Origin of the sequence: Nostoc sp. (assembly GCF_036919575.1) — a bacterium.
GTDB lineage: Bacteria > Cyanobacteriota > Cyanobacteriia > Cyanobacteriales > Nostocaceae > Nostoc.
This window is the reverse complement of the sequence record NZ_JBALBY010000032.1, coordinates 1-24,708: the sequence shown is the minus strand read 5'-3', so window position 1 is coordinate 24,708 and position 24,708 is coordinate 1. Positions and strand designations below refer to the sequence as shown.

At 43.9% G+C, this 24,708-nt stretch carries 23 protein-coding genes and 1 CRISPR repeat array; of the genes, 8 read left to right on the top strand and 15 right to left on the bottom strand.

What is annotated here, in order from left to right; translation table 11 throughout:
- Window positions 1-231: 231 nt before the first annotated feature.
- Both V7K27_RS10440 and V7K27_RS10435 read left to right on the top strand, forming a co-directional pair.
- On the top strand, window positions 232-1,074 hold the full coding sequence (locus V7K27_RS10440) for a methyltransferase domain-containing protein (RefSeq protein ID WP_334946817.1): 843 nt from the start codon (window positions 232-234) through the stop codon (window positions 1,072-1,074).
- A 326-nt stretch (window positions 1,075-1,400) separates the two neighbouring features.
- Window positions 1,401-3,570: a CRISPR direct-repeat array (repeat unit 37 nt; unit sequence GTTTCTATTAACCAAATCCCCTCACGGGGACTGAAAC).
- A gap of 177 nt (window positions 3,571-3,747) precedes the next feature.
- On the top strand, window positions 3,748-4,524 hold the full coding sequence (locus V7K27_RS10435) for an ABC transporter ATP-binding protein (protein ID WP_334946815.1): 777 nt from the start codon (window positions 3,748-3,750) through the stop codon (window positions 4,522-4,524).
- Between the two features lie 416 nt (window positions 4,525-4,940).
- Here V7K27_RS10435 and V7K27_RS10430 read toward each other — a convergent pair whose 3' ends face one another.
- From V7K27_RS10430 to V7K27_RS10420, 3 genes are all read right to left on the bottom strand, one after another.
- Window positions 4,941-5,711, bottom strand: a complete 771-nt coding sequence (locus tag V7K27_RS10430; RefSeq protein WP_334946813.1) for a hypothetical protein — start codon at window positions 5,709-5,711, stop codon at window positions 4,941-4,943.
- A gap of 121 nt (window positions 5,712-5,832) precedes the next feature.
- Window positions 5,833-6,480, bottom strand: a complete 648-nt coding sequence (locus V7K27_RS10425; protein ID WP_334946811.1) for a hypothetical protein — start codon at window positions 6,478-6,480, stop codon at window positions 5,833-5,835.
- 256 nt (window positions 6,481-6,736) lie between these two features.
- Window positions 6,737-6,973 (bottom strand): DNA-directed RNA polymerase subunit omega, encoded by a 237-nt coding sequence (locus tag V7K27_RS10420; RefSeq protein WP_334832704.1) that lies wholly within the window; start codon window positions 6,971-6,973, stop codon window positions 6,737-6,739.
- 157 nt (window positions 6,974-7,130) lie between these two features.
- Here V7K27_RS10420 and V7K27_RS10415 point away from each other — a divergent pair, with 157 nt between their 5' ends.
- On the top strand, window positions 7,131-7,550 hold the full coding sequence (locus V7K27_RS10415) for a fasciclin domain-containing protein (protein ID WP_334946809.1): 420 nt from the start codon (window positions 7,131-7,133) through the stop codon (window positions 7,548-7,550).
- A 146-nt stretch (window positions 7,551-7,696) separates the two neighbouring features.
- Here the strand turns inward: V7K27_RS10415 and V7K27_RS10410 are convergent, their stop codons facing one another.
- The 5 genes from V7K27_RS10410 to pilM form a co-directional block, all read right to left on the bottom strand.
- Entirely contained in the window at window positions 7,697-9,169 is a 1,473-nt protein-coding gene (locus tag V7K27_RS10410) for a glycoside hydrolase family 13 protein (protein WP_334946807.1), read from the bottom strand.
- Window positions 9,170-9,716: 547 nt separating this feature from the next.
- Complete coding sequence (locus V7K27_RS10405; protein WP_334946805.1) at window positions 9,717-12,131, bottom strand: AMIN domain-containing protein; 2,415 nt, start codon at window positions 12,129-12,131, stop codon at window positions 9,717-9,719.
- 564 nt (window positions 12,132-12,695) lie between these two features.
- On the bottom strand, window positions 12,696-13,499 hold the full coding sequence (locus V7K27_RS10400) for a pilus assembly protein PilO (protein ID WP_334946803.1): 804 nt from the start codon (window positions 13,497-13,499) through the stop codon (window positions 12,696-12,698).
- Window positions 13,496-14,272, bottom strand: a complete 777-nt coding sequence (locus V7K27_RS10395) for a PilN domain-containing protein (RefSeq protein ID WP_334946801.1) — start codon at window positions 14,270-14,272, stop codon at window positions 13,496-13,498. Before V7K27_RS10395 ends, V7K27_RS10400 begins: the two co-directional genes overlap by 4 nt.
- A 4-nt stretch (window positions 14,273-14,276) precedes the next feature.
- Complete coding sequence (gene pilM, locus V7K27_RS10390) at window positions 14,277-15,383, bottom strand: type IV pilus biogenesis protein PilM (protein ID WP_334946799.1); 1,107 nt, start codon at window positions 15,381-15,383, stop codon at window positions 14,277-14,279.
- 197 nt (window positions 15,384-15,580) lie between these two features.
- Between pilM and V7K27_RS10385 the strand changes: the two genes are divergently transcribed.
- Window positions 15,581-16,879, top strand: a complete 1,299-nt coding sequence (locus V7K27_RS10385) for an ABC transporter substrate-binding protein (RefSeq protein ID WP_334946797.1) — start codon at window positions 15,581-15,583, stop codon at window positions 16,877-16,879.
- On the opposite strand, the gene V7K27_RS10380 is transcribed toward V7K27_RS10385, so the two are convergent.
- The 4 genes from V7K27_RS10380 to V7K27_RS10365 form a co-directional block, all read right to left on the bottom strand.
- Window positions 16,870-16,995 carry a hypothetical protein gene (locus V7K27_RS10380; protein WP_334946795.1) on the bottom strand — a complete coding sequence of 42 codons (126 nt, stop codon included), beginning with the start codon at window positions 16,993-16,995 and terminating at the stop codon, window positions 16,870-16,872. The genes V7K27_RS10385 and V7K27_RS10380 overlap by 10 nt on opposite strands.
- 121 nt (window positions 16,996-17,116) lie before the next feature.
- Window positions 17,117-18,406, bottom strand: coding sequence for a bifunctional folylpolyglutamate synthase/dihydrofolate synthase (locus V7K27_RS10375; RefSeq protein WP_334946879.1), 1,290 nt, complete (start codon window positions 18,404-18,406; stop codon window positions 17,117-17,119).
- 105 nt (window positions 18,407-18,511) lie between these two features.
- Entirely contained in the window at window positions 18,512-18,640 is a 129-nt protein-coding gene (locus V7K27_RS10370; RefSeq protein ID WP_334946793.1) for a photosystem II protein Y, read from the bottom strand.
- Between the two features lie 211 nt (window positions 18,641-18,851).
- The gene (locus V7K27_RS10365; RefSeq protein WP_334946791.1) at window positions 18,852-19,379 is read right to left on the bottom strand and encodes a gamma carbonic anhydrase family protein; all 528 of its coding nucleotides are present in this window, start codon (window positions 19,377-19,379) and stop codon (window positions 18,852-18,854) included.
- Between the two features lie 243 nt (window positions 19,380-19,622).
- On the opposite strand from V7K27_RS10365, the gene V7K27_RS10360 reads away from it, so the two are divergent.
- Window positions 19,623-20,132 (top strand): TIGR02652 family protein, encoded by a 510-nt coding sequence (locus V7K27_RS10360; RefSeq protein WP_442947606.1) that lies wholly within the window; start codon window positions 19,623-19,625, stop codon window positions 20,130-20,132.
- A 59-nt stretch (window positions 20,133-20,191) separates the two neighbouring features.
- Window positions 20,192-20,635, top strand: coding sequence for a VOC family protein (locus V7K27_RS10355; protein WP_334946787.1), 444 nt, complete (start codon window positions 20,192-20,194; stop codon window positions 20,633-20,635).
- A gap of 312 nt (window positions 20,636-20,947) precedes the next feature.
- Here V7K27_RS10355 and V7K27_RS10350 read toward each other — a convergent pair.
- Window positions 20,948-22,103, bottom strand: a protein-coding gene (locus tag V7K27_RS10350) for a PCRF domain-containing protein (protein WP_334946785.1) whose coding sequence is annotated in 2 segments (ribosomal slippage) — window positions 20,948-22,027 and window positions 22,029-22,103 — 1,155 coding nt in all. Because the reading frame shifts where the segments join, the coding sequence is not laid out codon by codon here.
- 132 nt (window positions 22,104-22,235) lie between these two features.
- Entirely contained in the window at window positions 22,236-22,964 is a 729-nt protein-coding gene (locus tag V7K27_RS10345; RefSeq protein ID WP_334832723.1) for a Bax inhibitor-1/YccA family protein, read from the bottom strand.
- A 337-nt stretch (window positions 22,965-23,301) separates the two neighbouring features.
- Between V7K27_RS10345 and V7K27_RS10340 the strand changes: the two genes are divergently transcribed.
- Complete coding sequence (locus tag V7K27_RS10340) at window positions 23,302-24,087, top strand: RNA polymerase sigma factor SigF (RefSeq protein WP_334946783.1); 786 nt, start codon at window positions 23,302-23,304, stop codon at window positions 24,085-24,087.
- Here V7K27_RS10340 and V7K27_RS10335 read toward each other — a convergent pair.
- Window positions 24,074-24,235, bottom strand: a complete 162-nt coding sequence (locus tag V7K27_RS10335) for a hypothetical protein (RefSeq protein WP_334946781.1) — start codon at window positions 24,233-24,235, stop codon at window positions 24,074-24,076. The two genes, V7K27_RS10340 and V7K27_RS10335, sit on opposite strands and share 14 nt — an antisense overlap.
- Between V7K27_RS10335 and V7K27_RS10330 the strand changes: the two genes are divergently transcribed.
- Entirely contained in the window at window positions 24,217-24,612 is a 396-nt protein-coding gene (locus V7K27_RS10330; RefSeq protein ID WP_334946778.1) for a four helix bundle protein, read from the top strand. The genes V7K27_RS10335 and V7K27_RS10330 overlap by 19 nt on opposite strands.
- Window positions 24,613-24,708 lie beyond the last annotated feature (96 nt).

Sequence of the window (24,708 nt, the reverse complement as noted above, 5' to 3'; positions counted from 1 at the left end):
ACCCACCCCACAAGAAGTAGTTGAGTATTTTTTTATTTAGAAGTCCCTAATACAAAATCAAGGATTCTTAACCCACGGAGGTGGGTTTTGCCTCGTGTAGACGCGGTTTCTAACCGCCCTTTTAACCTTACAGCAGTTCTCACCAAGCCTGATTTTTAATTAAAAACACACATGGTAGCCTATATGTGTATGTTTTTTTGAATTCTACTTCGTCGCAATACTACTTTTTTCATGAGTGCAACACTTTACGAGCAAATTCAGCAATTTTACGATGCTTCCTCTGGTCTGTGGGAACAGATTTGGGGCGAACACATGCACCACGGCTACTATGGCGCGGATGGTACCCAGAAAAAAGACCGCCGTCAGGCTCAAATTGATTTAATTGAAGAACTGCTCAATTGGGCAGGGGTACAAGCAGCAGAAAATATCCTAGATGTGGGTTGTGGCATTGGCGGCAGTTCTTTATACCTCGCACAAAAGTTTAATGCTCAGGCTACAGGGATTACATTGAGTCCTGTACAAGCCGCTAGAGCAACGGAACGCGCAATGGAAGCTAATTTGAGTCTGAGAACACAGTTTCAAGTCGCCAATGCTCAAGAAATGCCTTTTGCTGATAATTCTTTTGACTTGGTTTGGTCGCTAGAAAGCGGTGAACACATGCCAGATAAAAAGAAGTTTCTCCAGGAGTGCTACCGAGTATTGAAGCCTGGTGGGAAGTTAATTATGGTGACATGGTGTCATCGACCAACTGATAAGTTACCACTGACGGCGGATGAACAAAAGCATTTGCAGGATATTTATCGGGTGTATTGTTTGCCTTATGTAATTTCTTTGCCGGAGTATGAAGCGATCGCACATCAACTACCATTACATAATATCCGCACCGCCGATTGGTCAACTGCCGTCGCCCCCTTTTGGAATGTGGTGATTGATTCCGCATTCACTCCCCAAGCGTTTTGGGGCTTACTAAATGCTGGTTGGACTACCATTCAAGGGGCATTGTCACTGGGATTAATGCGTCGCGGTTATCAGCGCGGGTTAATTCGATTTGGCTTGTTGTCCGGCAATAAGTAGGCTAGCACAGCATTGCTGATGCGTGTCAACTTCAGCTAGAAAAAAATACGCAACGCTAAAAACAGTTCGGAAATTCCTCGACAAAAGCAAACAATAGTTTTATGATTGGTGTATCAGCTTGATGTTTGGCAAGTCGAAGCGGGGGCTAAAACCCTGGGGGATCTGCCAAAATCGCCAGAACCTTGACAAATCAATAACTACAGCGTTTCGTAAATGCGGGAAGTTGCAAAATATTTGCAATAAGGCAGCCTGAAAATGACCAAAATTTTCGATCTGCCAAAACCATTCCCAGGAGGCTTGCTCTGTAACGGTTTCAGTATGGAGCGGTTTCTATTAACCAAATCCCCTCACGGGGACTGAAACGATAAACTCAACATCGTAAAATTGACCCTTGTCAAAAGTTTCTATTAACCAAATCCCCTCACGGGGACTGAAACATCAAATAATCCACGGAGATAGCTTCAAGATAATGGTTTCTATTAACCAAATCCCCTCACGGGGACTGAAACAAGAGGAATATCAGATTCTCAAGGAATACTCAGAAAGTTTCTATTAACCAAATCCCCTCACGGGGACTGAAACTTCCTGCACAAAGAATCCCAGATTATACCAGGAAAGTTTCTATTAACCAAATCCCCTCACGGGGACTGAAACAAACCCTCGGCTTCTAGGTCAGATACCAGTCCAGAGTTTCTATTAACCAAATCCCCTCACGGGGACTGAAACACCTAATCAAAAGTTAGAAAACTGTATTCCTAAAGTTTCTATTAACCAAATCCCCTCACGGGGACTGAAACTCCTACAAAGAAGTCCCAATCAGCTTGTGCTGTAAGAGTTTCTATTAACCAAATCCCCTCACGGGGACTGAAACATCAAACCCATAGGGAATAGAATAAGCCAATTACTTGTTTCTATTAACCAAATCCCCTCACGGGGACTGAAACTTAAGCGATTTCTCTCAGCTTGCTACCATCAGTAAATTGCAGGTTTCTATTAACCAAATCCCCTCACGGGGACTGAAACAATCTGACTGTTCGCGGGAACTCCGCATAAACATCTCAAGTTTCTATTAACCAAATCCCCTCACGGGGACTGAAACAAGTCCGGCGCGGCGGTGGCACTGCCTACTAATTATGTTTCTATTAACCAAATCCCCTCACGGGGACTGAAACGTTCTGTGGGATCAAATCTTGATTTTAAATTTTTGAAGTTTCTATTAACCAAATCCCCTCACGGGGACTGAAACCCGTATTGAAATCTGTTATAAGTCCAGATTTTAATGTTTCTATTAACCAAATCCCCTCACGGGGACTGAAACGCGAATTGATAGCGCCTTTGAAGATCCGCTTGTGGGTTTCTATTAACCAAATCCCCTCACGGGGACTGAAACTCCATGATTGGCAAACGATTCCGGGCTACAGATGTCGAAGTTTCTATTAACCAAATCCCCTCACGGGGACTGAAACTAAAAGTGGAAACTTAATCAAAGAAAATTAAGTTAGAGTTTCTATTAACCAAATCCCCTCACGGGGACTGAAACGCTACTTTGTCCCAACGTTCTTGAGCTTGAGTTAACGTTTCTATTAACCAAATCCCCTCACGGGGACTGAAACATTTTATCCGCCGCCGCCCAGACCCGCACCTTAAGTTTCTATTAACCAAATCCCCTCACGGGGACTGAAACAATTATTCTTGCTATCACAGTGATGCTGGTCATGGTTTCTATTAACCAAATCCCCTCACGGGGACTGAAACTCTGAGTTGATTTTGCTAACTTCAACCCCATGCTTTTGGTTTCTATTAACCAAATCCCCTCACGGGGACTGAAACAGGCATCCCAACCGATCGGCGAATTGTCAACTTTACGTTTCTATTAACCAAATCCCCTCACGGGGACTGAAACGACGCTGTGAGTGTGTGCCAGATTACTTGCTCGCTCTCGTCGGTTTCTATTAACCAAATCCCCTCACGGGGACTGAAACAGAAATTGAGACTTATAGCTGAACAATAACAACAACCGTGTTTCTATTAACCAAATCCCCTCACGGGGACTGAAACATAAACTTGGATAAAAACATTTGACAAGAACTTGCCGTTTCTATTAACCAAATCCCCTCACGGGGACTGAAACGAGGAGGAAGGGAAATTACACTAAGAATCTTTTACGTTTCTATTAACCAAATCCCCTCACGGGGACTGAAACTCTTCGCTATGTTGTGCGACGGAGAGGCGCACGTTTGTTTCTATTAACCAAATCCCCTCACGGGGACTGAAACAACAAGCATAAGCTAGTTGCGATCGCACACAATCCAAGTTTCTATTAACCAAATCCCCTCACGGGGACTGAAACTTCCCTAAAAGGATGTTGGTTACAGATTCTTTGTATGTTTCTATTAACCAAATCCCCTCACGGGGACTGAAACTTATTGAAAGAAAAAATCTACGCATATTAAAAAAGGGTTTCTATTAACCAAATCCCCTCACGGGGACTGAAACGGAACAGAGCGATCGCAACCAATGTCTTGTATAATAACCTCACTTCTCCACCTTAGCGCTGATAGAATCACTGCTCATAGAGGTTATGCCAAAATAAATCAACAACGTATAACCATCGTGACGATGAATTGCCACCTCTCTTGAAAAAAACTTTGTGATTTACTGAAATTTCAGCAAATGCCACTCGAACTGCAAAACCTCACAGGCGGTTACACCTCAGTACCAATTGTTCAAGACATTAACCTCACTCTGCAAACAGGAGAATGGTTAAGTTTAGTTGGTGCTAATGGTTCAGGTAAATCTACTTTACTCAAATTGCTGAGTCGTATTCTCTCACCACAGCAGGGAACAGTGCTACTTGATGGCAAAGCAATTCACTCTCAACCGCCAAATCTAGTTGCACAGAAACTAGCATTATTACCACAACAACAAACGGTTCCCGTTGGCTTAACAGTGCGACAATTAGTAAGTTTAGGACGCACGCCACATCAACCTTGGTGGCAATGGGAATTAAACGCCCAAGATTGGGTAAAAGTAGAAGCTGCAATTAAAAAGACGCAACTAGAAAAATTGAGCGATCGCTTAATCGAACAACTCTCAGGCGGTGAAAGACAACGGGCTTTTTTAGCTTTAGCATTAGCGCAAGAACCAAAAGTTTTACTATTAGATGAACCTACAACTTTTTTAGATATCAACTATCAATTGCAACTATTGGAACTGCTTAAAGAACTGAATCAGCAGCAGAAATTAACTATTGTCACAGTTTTACATGAACTGAATTTAGCAGCCCGATATAGTTCCCGCATTGCATTATTAAAACAGGGTCGGATTTGGGAAGTTGGTACACCTGAACAAGTTCTCACACCAAATGCGATCGCTCAAGTCTTCGGCGTAGAATCAGTGATTATTTACACACCTGTCGGATTGCAGGTTTGTGCCATTTCTGCGATTTAATTGAAGAAGAATTCAGGAGTCTGGAGTCAGAATTCAGAATTCAGAATTCAGAAGTCAGAAGTCAGAAGTCAGAATTCAGAATTCAGAAGTTAGAAGTTAGAATTCAGGAGTCATATCAATACGGTTCGGATAAGACTCGATCCCCCCAACCCCCCGATAAATTGGGGGGCTAATAATGGCTCTATTTCCCCCTTTTTAAGGGGGACTAAGGGGGATCTTTAAGGACTATGCACCCTTAGCCGAACCGTATTGGGAGTCATATCATGTCCGCATAATTAGTTATGCTAACCATAGTCAATACACCCCAGCCCCTCCCCGCTTGCGGGGAGGGGAGACAAAGCATAGCTTTGACGGGGGTGGGGTTCTTCGGGTTTAATAAGCAATCAAGCGGACATGATATCAGAATTCTGCATTCTTCAAAAAAACAATTTGAATCGTGCTAGCTGGTTTTCAATGGTTCCTGTGAGGATTTTATTCAGTTCTGTGGTATCTTGGAATTGCAAAATTTGCTGTGTGGGTAAGTCGAAGGGAAATTGCCCTTCAAAATCTGGGCGTTGCATTTGCGCTAATAGAATCTGTTCAGACCGCTTACTTTGGATAGCATAGCCAATCTCAATACAGACATTCGGACTGGGAATTAGTTGAGGGGTTTCTTTACCATCAATATTAGCAATGGGTGTGGTGTCAGCTATAAATAACAAACTCTTACGGATTTTTCGCATGATCGTGCGGTTAATTCGGACAGTAGCACCACTGGGACGAGAGGATTCTACTAATGTTAGGGGAAGGCGCGATCGCAAATTTAAACTGTCTAAACTTTTTCGCAGTTCTTCTCTGAGAACATTCGTCGCTGCGGCATACTCAGTTTGAGAGGATAAAAAAATCGTTGGTTCTAACTGAGCCAATACCGCCTGCTTAACGAAATAAATTTCATGACTAATTAAGTCAATGTTAGCGACGCAATAGCCACCACTACCTTCAATATAAAATTCAATATTTTCCCCTTCCAGATAGCGTCCAAACCAAGTTGATTCCTTAACTTCGTCACTTTCTTCTAAAAAGTCTGCTCGCAATGCTGATTTGAGCAGGCTTTTTTTGCTTAAGCGAATGTCTGGCGGACGTTTTTCTAATTCTGGAATCGGCTCGTAATCCTGGAGATACCACGCTCTGAGCGCAATTATTGACATAAGGCGCTATTTCAACTGTTTCTCGCTATTCAACTTCGTATAATCTTACACCCAGAGAAGTCCCTATTTCCGACTATTCTGAAAATAAGCTTTAGATCCGATAGTAGTCAAAATTATCTCCTTACCTCAATAATTCTGCACCGCCTCGTTGGGGTGGCTGTGGGGGAGTGGATGTAGTCGGACTGGGTGTGGTGTTGGGGCTAGGAGATCGGGTTTTTTGGGAAGAGGGATTAAATATATTGACTAAGACTTGTACTAGGGCATTTCGCTGGCTGCGGGTGAGATGGCTGATGGCTTTGCGATCGCCTTCTATCGGATTTTCCCGTAATGAATCATTTCCTGGATAGCTATTATCATACATAATTTCGTTTGCACCCAGGTAATCAGCTAAAGTCAGCTTCCAATCCAAGCGATAAATTGGGGCGCGTCCTTTGGTATAAATGTGATATCTAATCAGGCGATTTACCAGGGTGTTATTTTCGGCAACTTTGCCATTTTCTTTGCTGATATACTTATTTTCCCGTGGCAAATCTGGCAATTGCTGATATACTAGCTGCCAAACATCGCTAGGAGTAATTCTCTGAGCATATAGCCTTGGCGTTGGCGCTGCGATCGCAGGTTGGATACTAAATAAATTTGTATGTATTAATTTGCCCGCCCCTGAACCCAAAGGAATTACACCCACTACCATTAAGGTAAGCAGTAGTGGTGAGTAATGAGTTGCGAGTTTTAAGAGAATTGATCTAGGTAGAGGTTTTTTCTTTTTCATCGTTTTCATTCAGCATGGGCTAAACCCTAGCTATCCACTAACAGCACTCTCAACTCAGCACTATTTTATAAGAAGAATTCAGAACTCAGGAGTCAGAATTCAGTATGAATTCTGTACGAGTGAGTGATGAATATTGGTGAAAACCTCGCCCCTGCTGGGCGAAAAAAATTAAAATATTCTCGCCTTAAAACTCTATCCCTTTATGGGTAGAGTGTTCTCAATTCTGAATTCTGAATTCTGAATTCTGACTCCTGTTTTATAGTTCCCCAATAATTTCTGGCTGAGTCAATTCATCAGACATTTCGATAATTGCCCTTAGCACTGGCTTCATCATCACATCTTCGTTATTTTCAAAGTCCTCATAACGCCGACGTTTAGCACGATTTGCCACCTGAACCGTAATGCGGTAACGATTTGAGGCTGCACCAATCAGTTCCTCAGCACGGAGCATAATCTGAGATTGAGTTGTCTCGAACTTAGAACGCTTTAGCATAATCAGTGGTTCTTGGGGTCATTCCCCAGTGTAGCAGTACTAATAAATCTGCTGCTGTCTGTTTAATCGCCAGCAACCTCTCTCTTGATAGAGGTTGAGAGTGTTTTAATCAATATAAGTTACTGATAATATTACCTGAATAAAATCACACACCCTTATGGCTGACCTTGTGGAAACTGCTGTGAAGGCGGGAAACTTCACTACCCTGGTGAAGGCTGCTGAAGCTGCAAATCTCATAGAAATTCTGAAAAGCCCTGGCTCTTTCACACTCTTTGCACCGACTGACGAAGCCTTTGCCAGTCTCCCAGAGGGAACTTTAGATTCACTACTACAAGACATCCCCAAGCTCAAGAAAATTGTGGCGTATCACATCGCTAGTGGGGATGTTCGCTCTGATGACTTGGTACAGATTAATGAGGCAGAGACGCTTGAGGGGTCTATTGTAGCCATTGAATCTGCTGATGGGAAATTTAAGGTGAATAACGCCAATGTCCTCAAAACAGACATTTTGGCAGACAATGGCGTGATCCATATTATTGATGCGGTGTTGATGCCTGGGGTGGTTGCCGGAAGTTAAGGGCATGGGGCATGGGGCATTGGGCATTGGGCATGGGGCATGGGGCATTGGGCATTGGGCATTGGGCATGGGGCATTGGTTATTCTCCTCATCCCCCTCATCCCCCTCATCCCCCTCATCCCCCTCATCCCCCCACTCCCTACTCCCTACTCCCCACTCCCCACTCCCACAATGCACCCACTGCGAGAGGAAAGACTCAATGACAACTGCTGAGTTTCCCCTTCACCATTCCACTCAACCTCAGCATTGCCATATAACAGCTTGTTAGGTTGAGTACGTAAACTGGCGATATCTACATTCGCTGTTGCCGAACTTGTGCCAGCGTTGACGGCAATTATCAATTCCTCTGTCCCTAAAGTTCGCGCAAAGATATAAAGTTGTCCTTGAGCATGGAGGACTTGGTAATCACCTGTACGCAAGGCTGGGTAAGTGTGGCGGAGGGCAATTAATTGGCGGTGAGTATTGAAAATTTCTTGATTCCAGTTAGTCTCTAAAGGAAAACCACGACGTGAGTCTGGGTCTATTCCTCCAGGTAAGCCAACTTCATCACCATAGTAGATGCTGGAGGCACCGGGAAAGGTGAGTAGCAGTAAAGTTGACAATTCTATACTCTCGATATCGCCGCCGGCAATGGTCATCAATCGGGCTGTATCGTGACTTGCGAGCAAATTGAGTTGAGTTAGCTGAATTTCCCAAGGGTAAAGTTGCAGTACTTCTTGGATTTTGGTGGCGTACTCGGCAGCAAATAAGGGTGGGTAAGGTTGATAGTCGCGGCTTTGGACTTGTTCTAAGACTACGCGATCGCCAGCTGCAAAGGCAATTGTCGGCCCAGCAAATAGATAATTCATCACGCCGTCAAATTGCGTCCCATCTAGCCACTGGCGGGAATCTCCCCAGACTTCGCCCACAATGTAAGCTTCGGGATTGACTGCTTTGGTGCGATCGCGAAATTCCTGCCAAAAGCCAGGAGTTTTTATTTCAAATGGTACATCCAATCGCCAACCGTCGATGCCGAATTTAAGCCAATATTCGGCAATTTCCATAATGTATTCTCGGACTTCTGGATTATCGTGGTTAAATTCTGGCAAGGCACGATTTCCCACCCAACCCCCGTAGTTAGCAGGTAACTCACCATTGTATGGTGAAAGTGGCCAGCCTTCTATTTTGAACCAATTTACCCAAGGCGAATGGGGGCCATTCTCTAAAACGTCATGGAAAAAGAAAAAGCCCCGACTGGAATGGTTAAACACTCCATCCAGAACAACTTTGATATTCCGTTCATGGGCTGCATCGAGCAATTCCTTAAAAGCTTCGTTGCCGCCTAACATCGGGTCAACTTGGTAATAATCGTGGGTATGATAGCGATGATTGCTGGCGGATTGAAAAATCGGTGTAAAGTAAATCGCGTTAATCCCCAGATTTTGGATGTAGTCTAATTGCTCCATGATGCCCCACAAATCCCCGCCTTTATAACCTTGAAGTGTGGGCATAGCTTCCCAATCTTCCCAACGGGCTTCGTGTAACAGCCGTTTGCGCGGCTTTTTGCTTCTGGCAAAGCGGTCTGGAAAGATTTGGTAGAAAACAGCGTGTTTCACCCAGTCTGGTGTTTGAATTTGCATGAATAACTTTTTGTACCTTCAGAAGCGATCGTTGCAAATATTAGCTTCTTTGTGGCTCTTACTTCTGATAGAAAATCTGTCACACAATGCAAGGATTTTAGATTTTAGTAGGACTTACGCACAAGAGATCCCCCAACCCCCTTAAAAAGGGGGCTTTTAAGGTTCCCCCCTTTTTAAGGGGGGTTAGGGGGGATCTAGGTTTCAGGTTTTGAGTGCGTAAGTCCTGTTTAGATTGAAAAGAGCAATCAAGTCACTAGCTCTGTTATTTAATTTACGCGATGTGCGACTTATTCTTGGAACCCCTCTCCAAACCTCTCCCCGAAAGGTCGAGAGGCTTTGATTTTTGCTCCCCTTCCCTTGTAGGGAAGGGGTTGGGGGTTAGGTTTGAGAGAAAGTCGCACATGACGTTAATTTTAGATTTTGCGGAAAGTTGCTCTTGCGGCTCTGCCGACTTGAGCAAACTTTCCAAGACGGATTTTGAATCTTCAATTCCATTATCCAAAATTTAAAATCTAAAATTCGGTGACTCACCTACCGATTATCTTTATTACCTGCTAGGAAGCTTCAAACCTCGACGCTCAAGGATTTGCCGCACTTCTGGGCTAGGGGTGTAGTTATAACCGTAAGAGGAGTTCTGAGAGTCATCCATAATCTGAGGTGTGAGCAACACAATTACCTCATTACGCTGATTGGATCTGCTTGTCTTTCTAAACAGCGCACCAATCAGTGGAAGATCACCCAAAATAGGAATCTTGGAGATAGTTGACCGGTCTTGGTCTTGAATGATGCCTGAGAGAATGAGTGTTTGACCATCTCGCAAGCGAATTAAGCCAGAAGTAAGGGAGCGCTGAGACACTAAAGTAATACTTCCATTTCCTGTATCTGCTGTGCCTGAAGGAGCGCTGACAGTAGGAGCAACCGATAGAGAAACGAAACCATTATCGTCAATCCGCTCAATTTTCACATTCAAGGTTAAGCCGACGTTTTGCTTCTGAATTGTTCTTTCTGTTCTAGAACCACCAGAAGTATCCGTTGTTTGGAGGGTTATATTTCCCACGACTTCTTGAGTCAGGTTGATAAGAGCTTGCTGACCTTCTTGCACAATTAAGGTTGGGTCGGTCAAAATCTTGGCATTGCCATTTGTCACTTGAGCTTGCAAGCTAGTGAGAAGACGTTTGGGGAATTGGTACAGGCTTGGCAAACTGAATCCAGCTGATGCACGAGTGCCTTGTGCATAAGCAGAAGTTTGTCTTCCAGTTAGAGGATCAGTAGTAATTGTTACTGTGTCTGGTGTTCCTGGAGTAAAAGTTGTAAGACCAGGGGTAGTTGGATTGCTGTTTGCCGGAGAAATTGGTTGTAGGAAGGTCGCATCGCCTGGTGTGTTTTGTGTGAGTACCCCGTCTTGTATGACTCTGACACCTGAGCCTCCATTTGGAACTGTAAAAGTACCATTTGTGTTCAAGAATGGCGTTCCTGTAATTGGATTTGTAATAGTAGGTGTGGCAGTCACACTGTTTGTTACTTCAGAACTAGTAGCTGGTCTAGAACCACCAAAATTCAGAGATGCGGCACCACCATCACTGGTGAAGTAGTTGTTGCCAATCCCAAAAGAAAAGCTAGTGTTGTAGTCTTGGGTGTTATTAAGATTAACATCGATAATCTTGACGTTAACTACCACTTGACGACGGCGGATATCAAGCTGAGTTAGTTGAGCGATCGCCATCTCAACTAGCCGGGGAGCGCCAATTAAGGTAATGGCATTGGTGCGTTCTTCTCCTAATACCTGTAAACCTCTCAGTAATGGGCTAGAGTCTGTAAAACTAACGCGTTGAGTTTCAACTCTGGTTTCTGTGGTCGTCTGAGTTTTGGTAATAGGAGCAGCTCCAGACCCAACAGGCACAGCATCAACACTGGTAACTTGTCGTTCGCGGCTGACCGCACTTTCTGCGCCCAAGGCGACCAAAAAGTTCAGGGCTACTCCCACCGATACCTGATTAAGTCGCAGGCTACGCATAACCATGTCACGGGTCGCATTCGGTAGTTTAACTCCGACAAAAACTGTCCGACCACTGCGATTAGCTTCTAGACCACTCAAGCGCAAAACGTAGTTAAACACATCTTGCACTGGCTCGTTTTCTATATCTAAAGAGATTGTTTGAGAGGTTGCTTGTCCAGCAGCAGCTTGCTGACCTTCGATATAAGCCAAGTTCAAACCAGCAGCACGCGCAAGTAATGACAAAACCTCACGCACCGGCGCATCTCGCAATACTAAACGGGGTACGCGTTCCTGAGTTCCTAAGTCAATAGTGCTAGGTGAAGCATCAGTATTAGAGATGGCAATATCTCCCACTGGTGGGGCGATCGCTCTAGGTAAGAAAGGTGGACCCTGACTCACAGGTTGACCTGGCCCAGCAGCTTGTGCAGGTTGTCCGTCAATGGTGATTTGCGGGTTAGGAACGAGAACGCTTGGCTTTTGACCAAGTTGGACTGGAGTAGTAGCAGGCGGTGCTGTGGATGTAGGCGCTGTTGGTGTTGGGACTGATACTGTAGTGCCTGCGGATGGGCTAAAGCTGAGTGTAATTCCATTTAGCGATCGCACCACAGGTTGACTGCTAGGTGTGTCATTGCTGCCAGTTACCATCACCCTGATGCTATTGGCATCAAGCTGACTAACCTCCACAGACGCAATTCCTGGTGCTGGGCTATCTTGACGAAAACTCTTACCTTGTGGTAATCGTAATTGAGTATTGATAATATCTGCGACTAAAGCCTTACCTCTTTTTGTCGTAAAAACTTGGGGGCGTGACCCTGAAGAAGTCTTTAAAACAACCTTAATTCCACCATCAACTGGATTTAACTTTACATCAGTAATTTGAGTAATTTGTGCCCAAACTGGTTGAGCTGCCAAAAATACAAAAGCGGTAGCACCCAATATAAAACTATTACCGTGAAGCTGTTTCACACTTCATTCCTCACACTATAAAACCTTGTTTACAAACAATTTTGAGCGAATTCTATTCGCTTAATGTTAAATCGGCGGTTAGAAACCGCGTCTACACAAGTAAAACCCACCTCCGTGGGTTTCAAACCCTCAATTTTTCCCTTAGTCCGCGGAGGCGGACTTTGCCTGTGTAGCTGCGAATTTTATGAGACTGTTAGCGAATTGATCGGGCGTCTAGGGCGTGTTTTCAAACCTTTCTTGAAGCACCTGAGTCTTTGGAGATCCCCCCAACTCCCCGATAAATTGGCTTGCTCTTAGAGTTTCTTTTCCCCCCAATTTATCGGGGGGTTAGGGGGGATCTTCGAGTTTGAAAACAGTCCCTAACCCATCAGCCCCAATCCATCTTAATTTCTTTAATTTCAGTGCGTTTCAACGTACTTTAGCTATTAGCCCGCAATTTATTGCAGGGCGGGAAAGTAACGCAAAGCCGAGGTTTTAGGGCTGGGGGGTTTAACTCCTTACTTGTTTGCCAACAGTCTGATTCGATTCGCCAAGGCTTAAGTTGACACTTAAGATTGTTCACTATTACTTTTTCGGGACAACCGGGACAACTGGGGCAACTGGGGCAACTGGGGCAGCTTTAGCAGCTGCTGCGGCTATTTCTTCTGGACTAAGTGGCATCAATACCTGTAATTGGAATAATGTATTAATCGCTGCTGGTCCCACTGGCATCGGCGTCTTATCTAATGGGTTTCTTGACTCTACTGGAGCCGAAGTTACTTGATAATCTTTAATTATTAACAAAGGCTGCAAACGCTCAATGTTACGAATTATCGATTGTGTTTGTTCATAAGTTCCTGTAATTTCGGCACTGATATTGCTGCGTTGCAGCTTGCCATTAACCAGTAGTCCTAGACTTCCATCGATAATCGGTTCTGGTTTTGGGGAAAGTGGCACAAACTTCTTCAGCTTGGCTCTCACTGTATTAATAGAAGTTGGAGTATTGCCAGACTCAATCAAGCGGTTCAGATCCAACAGCAATGTATCCAAGGTTTTTTCGTTAGCAAATAAACCTAAAACCTGAATATTTTGCTGCTTTGCCTGCGCTAGCTCGTCTTTAACTCGATCAATCTGTTTGATACTGGCTTTTTTCTGGTCAATTTGCCCTTGCAGTTCGGTGTTTTTGGCTTGCTGCTGCTGATAGCTTTCCAAAGCTGGCATCAGCAGGTTTAACAATATATAACCTGCTCCCGCTAAACCAATTACCCCCACCAAAATCCCAATAATTTTTGGTGTGAAAGCAATACCAAATATCACTGGGGACTCTGGTGTTTCCTGCCCGAGTTCCCCACCATGTTCGGCAAAATTTAAATCATCACTCAGCGTCATTTTGGAATGACTCCTGTTTGTTGCATACTACGAATTCGAGTCACTAACCCTACTGTGCCTTTTTTTTCCAACTCCTGGATTAATAAAGAAGCTGGAACATTGCTCATGTTCGATTGAATAGTGTATTTCACTACTTGGGGTGGCTTAATTATTACACCAGTAGTAGGTTGACCCGCACCTGGTGTTAAGGGAGCATCTACTAATGTCGCCGTCAGAATTCTGCTTTCTGTGGGCTTTAAGAACAGAGACTGTTGTAAACTCAATAAGAAATCATTGACATCGTTAAAGGTACGAGCTATTCCGGTAATTTCTAATCCCCCGGCGGGATTGTTTGGTGGCTGACCTGCCACCGCCGCAACGGGTGGGATTTGCTTGATGGTTTCGATTTGCACTGCCGCAGGGGTGCGATCGCGCAAATCTTGCAGCATTGCTGACCAAGGTCGAATCTGATCAAAGACACTGACTAAAGCTTGAGTTTCTCCTTTAACTGCGATCGTCTCGGTTTTGATTTTAGTGATATTTCCGATTTCTGTATCTAACCTCTTGCTTTCTTGGTCTAACTGTGCTGCTGTCCCCTGTAATTCCACAATCTTCCCTTGCAAAAACCACCAACTAACTCCCAATAAAGCTGGAAGACCTATACCTAGTCCAACTCCCAGATAGACTGGCATTAAATTCCCCGCCGGAAACTTTAGGGCTTTTCCTCTCTTTTTCTCAGTATTTCCCTGGTATGCTGGCCGGTCTTTAAGAAAATTAACATCTAGGCTGTACATTCTGTTACACCTCCCGCATTCCTAGACCAAGTACAATCGCCAAGCCAGAGCGTTGCACCTGTGGATATTTCTCAATGTCAACTTCCAAAGATAAAGCCCCAATTGGATCTATTTGGGTAGTTGGCAAGCTCAATCGTTGGGTAAAAAATTCATCTAGCTGTTGGAGTCCACCTCCTGGGCCAGCTAATAAAATCTGTGCTACCTCCAAATTTTCACTTTGATTGAGATAAAAATCGATGGAACGGCGCAGTTCATCTGTTAGTTCTCCCAATACTCTCAATATGGCTGCCATACCAGGATCGAGTTCGGTAACACCGGTTTTGCCACCGTCTATAGGAGTTGGGGGAATAATCATTCCATATAACAAATCCATATCTCGTGACGTGGGTAAGCTCATTGTCCTTGCTAAGGCAGTTTGCATTTGATAAGTCCCGATGGGGACTGTGCGCGAAAATTGCGGCACTCCGTTAACGATGATGGCGATTTCTGTACTATCGAACTCGATATCAACTAATACTGCTGCTTCTTGCGGCCCAAATTGTCGCAGTTGCTCACGAATAGTCCGAATCAAAGCAAAACTGTTAATTTCTAAAACATCGAGTTGTAATCCTGCCTGCTCGAATGTACTTATATAGGTATCCGTTATCTCCTTGCGGGTGGCAACTAGGAGTACGTGTACTTTTTCAATGCCATCTTCATCTACAAAGTAGTCAAGTTTCTGATAATCGACATCAGCTTCTTCACGAGGATAGGGTAAATACAAACCTGCTTCATGGTTTAGCACCATTTCTCGCAGTTCTTTGTCATCTAACTCCGTTGGCATGGGTATTATCCGAACGATGGAATCTCGCCCCGGTACAGCAGTGGCAACGCGAGAAGTTTTAATTTTGCTCTCAGCTAGCGCCTGCTGGATTAATTCGGCCATTGTTGCGGGGTCGCTGATTTGACCATCGATAACTATGCCTTCTGGAACTGGTACCGATATAAAGGTTTCTAGTTTCAAGCCTTGACCCTGCTTACGTAGTTGAACTACATTTACCCGTTCGGGAGCAAGTTCAATGCCAACTCCTTTATTCGCTTTGCCAAACAGACCATTGAACTTTTTGACCACAAGTTCAATGCCGGCCCCTTTATTCGATTTGTCAAACAGACTAGTGAAGCTTTTTACCACAGTTGTGCCCGCTGGACTGCTAAATTGAAAATTTAAATGTAAAGGATGGATTTTGTGCTAAGTAATTTATTTAGCCGATAATCTCGACAATTCTGCCTAAGCTTTTCAGACTGAGCAAGCGTAAAAATACTGGGAAAATGATTCAATTACGAAAATTTAAACAACTTGGTGCTTTGGCACTGCTTGGCTTATTAATCAGTTGGATTGTAAGTTGCAGCACAGGTAATGTTGGTACAAGTACAAAACAGGCTAGTTCAGGATCGGCAACTGTTGAGTTTTGGACAATGCAACTCCAACCTCAATTTAACGACTACTTCAAAAGCCTAATTGCGAATTTTGAATCGCAAAATCCAGGTATAAAGGTTAACTGGGTTGATGTACCTTGGGCGGCGATGGAGAACAAAATATTAACAGCTGTCTCCGCAAAAACGCCACCTGATGTAGTTAACCTCAATCCGGGTTTCGCTTCCCAACTTGCCGGACGAAATGCTTGGTTAGATTTAGATGCGAAAGTCCCAAACGATGTACGTTCCTCCTATCTACCGAATATCTGGAAATCAAGTACGCTCAATGGCAAGAGTTTTGGGATTCCTTGGTATCTCACCACAAGGTTAACTATTTATAACACCGATTTATTAAAACAGGGCGGTATCAATAAACCACCTGCAACCTACGCAGAATTGGCACAAGCAGCCCAACAAATTAAAGATAAGACGGGGAAATATGCCTTTTTTGTGACTTTCGTACCGCAAGATTCCGGGGAAGTGCTGGAATCTTTCGTGCAAATGGGCGTCACTTTAATAAATGCTGATGGGAAAGCGGCGTTTAATTCGCCACAAGGTAAAGCAGCGTTTCAGTATTGGGTAGATTTGTATAAAAAAGGGTTGCTTCCGAAAGAGGTTTTGACGCAAGGACATCGCCACGCGATCGATTTATACCAATCTGGAGAGACTGCGTTTCTAGCTTCTGGGCCAGAGTTTCTGAAAACGATCGCTAATAATGCCCCAAAAATTGCTCAAGCTTCGGGAATAGCACCTCAATTGACTGGTAACACAGGTAAAAAAAATGTCGCGGTGATGAACATAGTCATTCCCCGCGACACTAAACAACCAGACGACGCTGTAAAATTTGCTTTATTTGTCACCAATGACGAAAATCAGTTAGCCTTTGCTAAAGCTGCAAATGTCCTACCTTCAACAGTCAAAGCATTGTCTGATAGTTACTTTAAAGATATTCCAGCCAATGCTTCAACAATAGAAAAAGCGCGAGTTCTCAGTGCCAAAGAACTGCAACATGGAGAAATATTAACCCCCACTTTGAAGGATTTCAACAAACTGCAAAAGGCAGTTTACGAAAACTTGCAAGCAGCAATGTTAGACCAGAAGACTGTAGATAAAGCTGTAGAGGATGCGGCGCAGGAGTGGGATCAAAGATAAATTAGGGGAGTGGGGAGTGGGGAGTGGTGAATGGGGAATGGGGAGTGGGGAGTGGGGCATGGGGCATTACTTAAGCCTTGGCGAATGGAATTCGCGGCTACACAAACAAAGTCCACCTTCGTGGACTAATGCAAAATCAGGGGTTCTTAACCCACGAAGGTGGGTTTTGTCTGTGTAGACGCGGTTTATAACCGCCCTTTTAACCTTAAGTTGACACGCATCATTATTCCCTATTCCCTATTCCCTACTCCCTTTTTGTAAAAAATCTCCGACTAAATAAAGGGAACCACACAAAACGATTAAATCGTCTGTGGTGGGGGTTGAGGTTGCGGCCTCCAGTGCTGTGAATAAATCTGGATGCATTTGGCGATCGCTTAATTGGGGACAAATGCTATAAGCTAGGTTTGCTAATTCGTGTAGATCGGCAGAAGTTCTACCCGGCCAAGGTTCTACTGGTATTGGTACTAAAAAAAGGCGATCGCCTGGTCGCAGCAAGGCGGTAAAAATATCCGCATGATCCTTATCGGAAAACATTCCTATAACCCAATTGACGGGCTTGTGGTTAACTGCGTCTAAGCTATCGACATACTGGCGAAGAACTTGGGCGGCGGCGGTATTATGAGCGCCATCAAGTAATAATTTATGGTTTTTCCAAGTAGTCCATTGCATTCGCCCCGGCCATTTAGTTTTTGCCATGCCGTTAATTATGGTTTCTTCAGAAATCTGCCAACCCTTTTGTTGAAGAATTTCTAAAGCAGCTAAAGCCAAAGCTGAATTAGTTAATTGAATCTGTCCCGCTAACGGTAAAGGATATTTAATTAATTTTGAATTTTGAAGTGTTTGATATTCTGCCCATCCTGTAGAGATTTCACGGGCGGGTTGAGGCGTAAAAATGGGGCATTTTAATTCTAAAGCACGCGATCGCACCACTTTCTCTGCCTCTGGTGGCAATGTTCCAACCACAACGGGACATCCAGGTTTGAGAATACCTGCTTTTTCTCTAGCAATGTCAGCGACGGTAGGGCCAAGTTGCTGCCAGTGTTCCCGGCTGATGGAAGTGATGATCGTAACTAAGGGTTCCAAACAAACATTGGTAGCATCTAAGCGCCCTCCTAGTCCGACTTCTACCACAGCCACATCGACTTGCTGCTGGGCAAAATATAACCAACCAGCCGCCGTAATTACTTCAAACTGAGTTGGCGGTTCGTCCTCTGAGAGAATCAACCCTTGGACTTTTTCTAATAATTGGCTCAATTCTTCAGAGGAAATTGGCTGTTCATTCAGACAAATACGTTCCGTCCAATCAACTAAATGAGGGGAAGTGTAGCGTCCTGTACGATAACCAGCCTCAGTAAGTACTGAGGAAAGATAAGCACAGACAGAACCTTTACCATTAGTACCAGCAACGTGAATTACCGGGACTTGGTGATGGGGATTGCCGAGATTTGCCAATAGATTGACAATGCGATCGAGTCCTAGATGCACACCAAAGCGTTGCAGGGGTTGTATTACAGAATCGATATCCACAGAAGGGGTAATAGGAAGTGGGGGACGACTGACAAATGACAAATAAAACCGACTGTCCCCATAAATAGAAACAGCCGGTTGAAGAGTAATGATATTAAGCCGAATTTAGGCTTCCCTATCCAAAAAGCCTTGAACTTGTCTTAAAGCCGCAGCGCCAATATTAAACACTGCCCAGCTAGCAGCAATGGCTACTGGTGCTAAAACGATCGCTATACGGAAATCGATAGAATCCATATCTAGAACCCCTCTTTTAAGTAGAAATTAAAGTTTTGTCAACTGCTCTCATTTTCATTTTTAGCTGAAGTGGGCAATTTTTCCCACCTAACTATGTAAAGAATATTTAAATTATAGCTACTTCTCCCCCAGTCTTTTCTTCTCTACGAGACGCTGCGCGGACAATTTTGAATTTTGAATTTTGAATTTTGAATTGATTTCTCCCCACTCCCTAAGCCTTGCTAAAGCCAATATCAGTACCCTTACCAGCATGAACTAAAGCTAACTTTTGGTAACGTTTAGCGTGTTCAATCAGTTCTGCGGCTTCAACTTCTGTTACCTCTCGTAACACTTTGCCAGGAATGCCGACAACTAGGGACAGAGGCGGTATATTTTTAGTTACCACTGCGCCAGCACCAATAATGCTACCAGCGCCCACTCGTACCCCGTCTAAAATCACTGCGCCAATGCCAATCAAACTTCCACGCTCAATGTAAGCGGAATGTACCACAGCGCGATGCCCTACGGTAACATGATCTTCTAAAATTGTCGGAAAACCAGGATCACCATGTAGAATTACTCCATCTTGAATATTTGTGCATTCGCCAATTTCAATGCGTTCAACATCTCCCCTAACCACTGCTCCATACCAAATGCTCACCCCTGCTGCTATATTTACCGAACCCATAACAACAGCATTGGCTGCGATGAAGGCAGCTTGAGAAAAATCGGGAGATGTCCAGTAAGAAGCGGTAGACACGATAGAATATGAAGTATGATACCCAGGAACACTGGAGAAACTCCAACCTTTAAGGCTGGTTGCACAACCAGGATATCACACCATCAAGCCTCTACGCTGAGGAAAACACTAGTAAACAATGTTCCTGCCGCAACTCCGTGTCTATGCAGCAGTGAGCAAGTAACCCAAAGTGGTTGAGCCGAAGTGTATAATCCAACCGACTAGTGCTGGTGAAGACAAAATTATGTTTGTACGCACTTCATGATGAATCCAGGTTTGCAGTACCCGATGTTTGGGCCTGAAATACAGTGTCCCCATTGTCGCCAGACTATTCCGGCGCTGACACTGACAGATACGTATTTGTGTCCGCGTCATGGCGCCTTTGAAGTTAATCCTAAAAATGGAGAATTAATCCATTTGCAATCGGGGCGTCATTGGCGGAGGTGGAATAATGAATGGTATAGACAGCATACTCATCCCGATGGTATTCGCTTTGAAATTCACGAAGCATTAGACAAGCTGTATACCCAAGGCTATCGAGCAACAAAAGTGATTATTGCTCTACGCTATCAGGAATTGATGAGTGGCTACTTAGAACGCAGTACACCTTGGCGTTCTGGACAACCAGAAGCTACTGCTGCGCGTTTGTATGGCTTACCCGTGGAGTTTAGCCCTGATACCTCAGAAGATCCCTGTTGGGAAGTGATTAATTTTGACTTGGAAAAAGAACCTGGCGTCCCTGTACGTTACCCTTATTTCAGGTTGTTTGAGTAATGGTCATTAGTCATTGGTCATTTGACTAATGACTAATGACTAATGACTAATGACTAATTATGCACCACGCTTCGATTCGGACTGCGAATATTCATCGAGCGATCGCTTTCTACGAACATTTAGGGTTTACAATTTCGGAACGCTTTACTACGGGCTACACTCTAGCTTGCTGGATGGAAGGATTGGGCGGCAGAATTGAACTGATCCAAATTCCTGAACCAAAACCAGCCCCAGACGCGTTTGCTGACGAACATTATGTGGGATATTATCATCTCTCGTTCGATTTAACTGAGATTACACCAGATTTACCTAGCTGGTTGACAAGTTTACAAGAACGTGTATTGCTGGCGGCTGAGAGTCAAGCAGAAGAATTACAACCTTTGAAGGTACTTTTAGAACCGACACAACAGCAAATAGGCGATCGCATTTACGAAGTGGCTTTCATCGCCGATACTGATGGCTTACCCCTGGAATTCATTCGGGTTTTAGCAAAACTCCCATAACTTAGCTTTTTTAAGCGTCCAGATCAGCTGTGGGTTAAACCAATTCGCAATTCGCAATTCGCAATTCGCAATTCGCAATTACGTTTTGTGACGGGGATTTAGATTTAGGCATCAAAACGTGCTGCCTGTAGAGGCAGGGGAATTAAACCCCTAAACTTTGTTCAAAGTCTCTCTCCTAAAAGGAGAGAGAAATAGAAGTGAGGTTTTCCAGATACCGTGAAAAGTCAGATCCAAACCTCTCGCCGAAAGGTCGAGAGGCTTGGATTCTTGCTCCCCTTCCCTAGCAGGGAAGGGGCTGGGGGTTAGGTAAAATTACTTGAAATTATCAAGCGTTTCTTGGGTAACAGAAGTGGTTTCATTTTGTTGTTGCAGATAGGATTTGATAAACAAATCAATTTCACCGTCCAAAACCTCTGCCACAGCAGGTGTTTCTATATTGGTACGTAAATCTTTCACCTTGGTGTAAGGATGCAAAATATATTCCCGGATGAGCTTGTTGGATAAGGATTTTATCTGCCGAGGTTGAATTTTGTTAATTTGTTGGACACCTTGGGCTAGTGCGTAGGCGCAGCCCGTCGTAGACATCGCAAACAGTTTACTCTTGATAATAGCTAAGGCTTTCTCTTTGTTTTCTATCTGACTACGCTGTTGGTCGCAAAATACACTAATCCCGGTAGGAATGTGAAACACCCGCACCCATATTTCTGGGCGGTTGACATTCCGCTGTGGGCGCGGCAAAGTAATTTCTAAATCCTTCTTTGGAATCTCAAAATCAACAGACTCATCTAGAATCGGGCTGACTTCTACACTGGCTAAACTCGTCTGCAACCTGTTAGTAACATCGAAGGGCGATATCTGCTGTAGTTGATGTGTGCCTGTTTCTGATTTAAGGCAGCCGTATGCATAACGACCGATTATTTCCAAGGAGGCAAATTTAATCCCAGCGAAATCTCCGCGAGATTCTTCCACTAACAGAATTTTGTAACTGTGGCTTTCTCCCCATTTACAGTACATTCGTAGCAGCATATATCCCCAATATTCAGCATCTGCACCATTAACCTCAGCAGTAATAGTAAGAAATGCACCTTTTTGGTCGTAGGAGTCAGACAATAACTGTCGTATTTCTGCTGTTTCGAGTTCTTGCTGAAGTTGGGTAAGGTTGGTTTGCGCCTCTTGAAACAATTGATCATCGGCTGATAATTCCAACAATTCAAGTGCAGCCTTGATATCTTCTAGAATCGAACACCAGCGCTGATATTCCTGATGCTTGTAAAATATCGAGTATTCAATTTCTTGAAGTACTTCATAAGCACGGGTTGGATTATTCCAAAAATCTGGTTGAGCAATTACTTGATCTAAGTATTGAATTCTTGCAGTCAAATATCGGAGGTCAAAGACAGCCTTCAGCCTTGGTCAAGAGATTAGACAACCTTTCTACTTCGCGCTTGATATTTAAGAGTTCTAGCATAGTTTTGCTCACTTGAGGCTGAACTTATCTAGACATTCTACTATTAAAACGATGAAAAAAACCGTGGTTGCTAAAAATTCAATCACGGGTTTTACTTTATAAAACTTTACTTTTCTTAGTACCTACAGACAATTAATTGCGGCCATTTAGGGAAATTAGCAACCGCAAGATAAAGACGAACAAGTTGATGTAAGTGAGGTACATCGATAAAGCAGCAGGCAGATATTGGTCATCGCTGTAAGTGCGGGGCAAGATGTAGAAATCGACAACAGAAACCCCAACAAATAGAAACACCCCCAAACCGGAGATGGCGATTTCTAACCAATTTGGCGTGTAAACACCAAACATGGCAAACCCGAATTGGGCTAGACACACAACCACCAAAGCGATGACGCCGAGATTGATGGTTTTCGTCAAAGCCATCCCGTCTTGTTCAGAGAGATTTGAACCAATTTGACGGGCGAAAATAAAGGTGATGCCACAACCAAGGGCAGCCAACCCAATGCCTTGAATGCCAACACCTTGGGATCTCAAAGCGACAAATATCAAGCCACTGAGAGTATATCCAGACAACAGGCTGTAGGTTGCCAACAGGGGTAGTGCAAGTCCCTTGTTACCTTTTTGGGCAACATTTTGGGCAACAAAGAACAAAATTAACTCCAAAATCACCGCACCAATGAAGGTGGGAAAGAATATTCCGGGATTAGTGCGGATAACTCCCAAACCGCCGTAGGTTCCTAATGCCGTTAGCACCAATCCACCACCAACGTAGGGGAGGGCGTTGGCAATCACATTTGGGCCAACGAGGGCGTGAGATTTAGCCTCACGCATAGCTTCACGAAAATTACTGGTATTGCTCATATTGAAAAACTGTTTTTTAGGAAAACGTTCTGCTTATTCCTATTCTTACCAAGATTTAGGGGAAGAAACCAGGAAGGGGTTACGCAAGTTAGAAGACAACTAAACAAAAAAGATGATGCAAGGTTGAAATTTTCATCTAAAAATCAAAAATAACCTGCAACAGAGAGGTTAGCAAAATCATGCGTAAAAATACTGATTTATGGAGTCCGACCCCTGATAAGTTCAGTGAAACGACGATAGCTTATTCCGCCTTGACTAGGGAAAATAATGACAGCTTAAAAGAAAATATACGCAGCTCCACTTTCTTAGGAATAGGAGTTACAACAAGGGAATGTATATGGCAACAAGTGAGTCCTCTTTACGAATTGATGGTATAGAATTATTACACTTGTACCACCAGAATCCTTCTATTAAACTTCGTAATAAACTTGTACAGTTACATACTGGCTTGGTGCGAAAGATGGCTCATAAATTCAGCCATCAATGTAATGAACCTTATGAAGATTTAGAGCAAATCGGTTATTTTGGTTTGATTAGGGCAATTGAGCGCTTCGACCCTAGCCAAGGATATGCTTTTAGTTCCTTTGCTGTACCATATATTCGTGGTGAGATGCTACACTTTTTGCGCGATCGCAGTACTCTATTAAGAATTCCCCGTCGTTGGCAAGAACTGTACAATGAAGGACAAAAGATTCGCAAGGACTTGGCAATGTCTTTAGGTCGCCTTCCCAAAGATGCTGAAATCGCCAAGGAACTTCAGGTATCTCTGCAAGAATGGCAAGAAACCAAGTTAGCTGCTCAAAACCGTATGCCTTTGAGTTTAGATGCGACCGCACTTAACTATGTTGATTGCCAAATAACCTTGGGTGAGGCACTTCCTTGTCCTCGTTCTCATCTGCTTCTGCAAGAAGAAGAAGAACGGCAACAACTCCAAGGCGCAATAAATATGTTAGAAGACAAGCCCCGCATGGCAGTTGAAATGGTATTTTTGAAGGAACTTTCTCGCAAGGATGCTGCTAAGAATATTGGCACTAGTCCAATGACGGTAACGCGTTATCTGCAAAAGGGAATTCAGGATTTGATTTACTATTTGCAACCACAGGTGATGCCTACTGGATCGTAGTTATTTGGGGGGATGAGGGGGATGAGGGAGATGGGGGAGATGAGGGAGATGGGGGAGATGGGGGAGATGAGGGAGATGAGGGAGATGAGGGAGATGAGGGAGATGAGGGAGATGAGGGAGATGAGGGGGATGAGGGAGAACAGTACAAAAGTTATTAAAGATCACAAGGATTTAGAAGTTTATAAAATGGCTTTTGATTCAGCCATGATAATTTTTGAACTATCAAAAAAGTTTCCAGTAGAGGAGCGTTATTCATTAACCGATCAGATTCGTCGCTCCTCACGTTCAGTTTGTGCTAATTTTGCTGAGGGATGGCGTAAAAGAAGATATCAAGCTGCTTTTGTGGCTAAGTTGAATGACTGTGAGGCAGAATCAGCAGAAACTCAAACTTGGATTGAGTTTGCTGTTAAGTGCAACTACATGAATATTGAAATAGGTCGAGAACTATATGGTACATACAACCAAGTTCTCAGCGGTCTAGTACACATAATTAACAAACCATCACCTTGGCTAATTAAGCATTAACCTCCCTCATCCCCCTCATCCCCCTCATCCCCCTCATCCCCCTCATCCCCCTCATCCCCCTCATCCCCCTCATCCCCCTCATCCCCCTCATCCCCC

Excerpts from the sequence above, each read along its gene's own strand:
- V7K27_RS10355 (WP_334946787.1), top strand. The coding sequence starts at position 20,192 with ATGCACCACGCTTCGATTCGGACTGCGAATATTCATCGAGCGATCGCT.
- V7K27_RS10340 (WP_334946783.1), top strand. The coding sequence starts at position 23,302 with ATGGCAACAAGTGAGTCCTCTTTACGAATTGATGGTATAGAATTATTA.
- V7K27_RS10345 (WP_334832723.1), bottom strand. The coding sequence starts at position 22,964 with ATGAGCAATACCAGTAATTTTCGTGAAGCTATGCGTGAGGCTAAATCT.
- V7K27_RS10360 (WP_442947606.1), top strand. The coding sequence starts at position 19,623 with ATGAATCCAGGTTTGCAGTACCCGATGTTTGGGCCTGAAATACAGTGT.
- V7K27_RS10435 (WP_334946815.1), top strand. The coding sequence starts at position 3,748 with ATGCCACTCGAACTGCAAAACCTCACAGGCGGTTACACCTCAGTACCA.
- V7K27_RS10430 (WP_334946813.1), bottom strand. The coding sequence starts at position 5,711 with ATGTCAATAATTGCGCTCAGAGCGTGGTATCTCCAGGATTACGAGCCG.
- V7K27_RS10410 (WP_334946807.1), bottom strand. The coding sequence starts at position 9,169 with ATGCAAATTCAAACACCAGACTGGGTGAAACACGCTGTTTTCTACCAA.
- V7K27_RS10415 (WP_334946809.1), top strand. The coding sequence starts at position 7,131 with ATGGCTGACCTTGTGGAAACTGCTGTGAAGGCGGGAAACTTCACTACC.
- V7K27_RS10400 (WP_334946803.1), bottom strand. The coding sequence starts at position 13,499 with ATGACGCTGAGTGATGATTTAAATTTTGCCGAACATGGTGGGGAACTC.
- V7K27_RS10420 (WP_334832704.1), bottom strand. The coding sequence starts at position 6,973 with ATGCTAAAGCGTTCTAAGTTCGAGACAACTCAATCTCAGATTATGCTC.
- V7K27_RS10440 (WP_334946817.1), top strand. The coding sequence starts at position 232 with ATGAGTGCAACACTTTACGAGCAAATTCAGCAATTTTACGATGCTTCC.
- V7K27_RS10330 (WP_334946778.1), top strand. The coding sequence starts at position 24,217 with ATGAGGGAGAACAGTACAAAAGTTATTAAAGATCACAAGGATTTAGAA.
- V7K27_RS10395 (WP_334946801.1), bottom strand. The coding sequence starts at position 14,272 with ATGTACAGCCTAGATGTTAATTTTCTTAAAGACCGGCCAGCATACCAG.
- V7K27_RS10425 (WP_334946811.1), bottom strand. The coding sequence starts at position 6,480 with ATGAAAAAGAAAAAACCTCTACCTAGATCAATTCTCTTAAAACTCGCA.
- V7K27_RS10385 (WP_334946797.1), top strand. The coding sequence starts at position 15,581 with ATGATTCAATTACGAAAATTTAAACAACTTGGTGCTTTGGCACTGCTT.
- V7K27_RS10370 (WP_334946793.1), bottom strand. The coding sequence starts at position 18,640 with ATGGATTCTATCGATTTCCGTATAGCGATCGTTTTAGCACCAGTAGCC.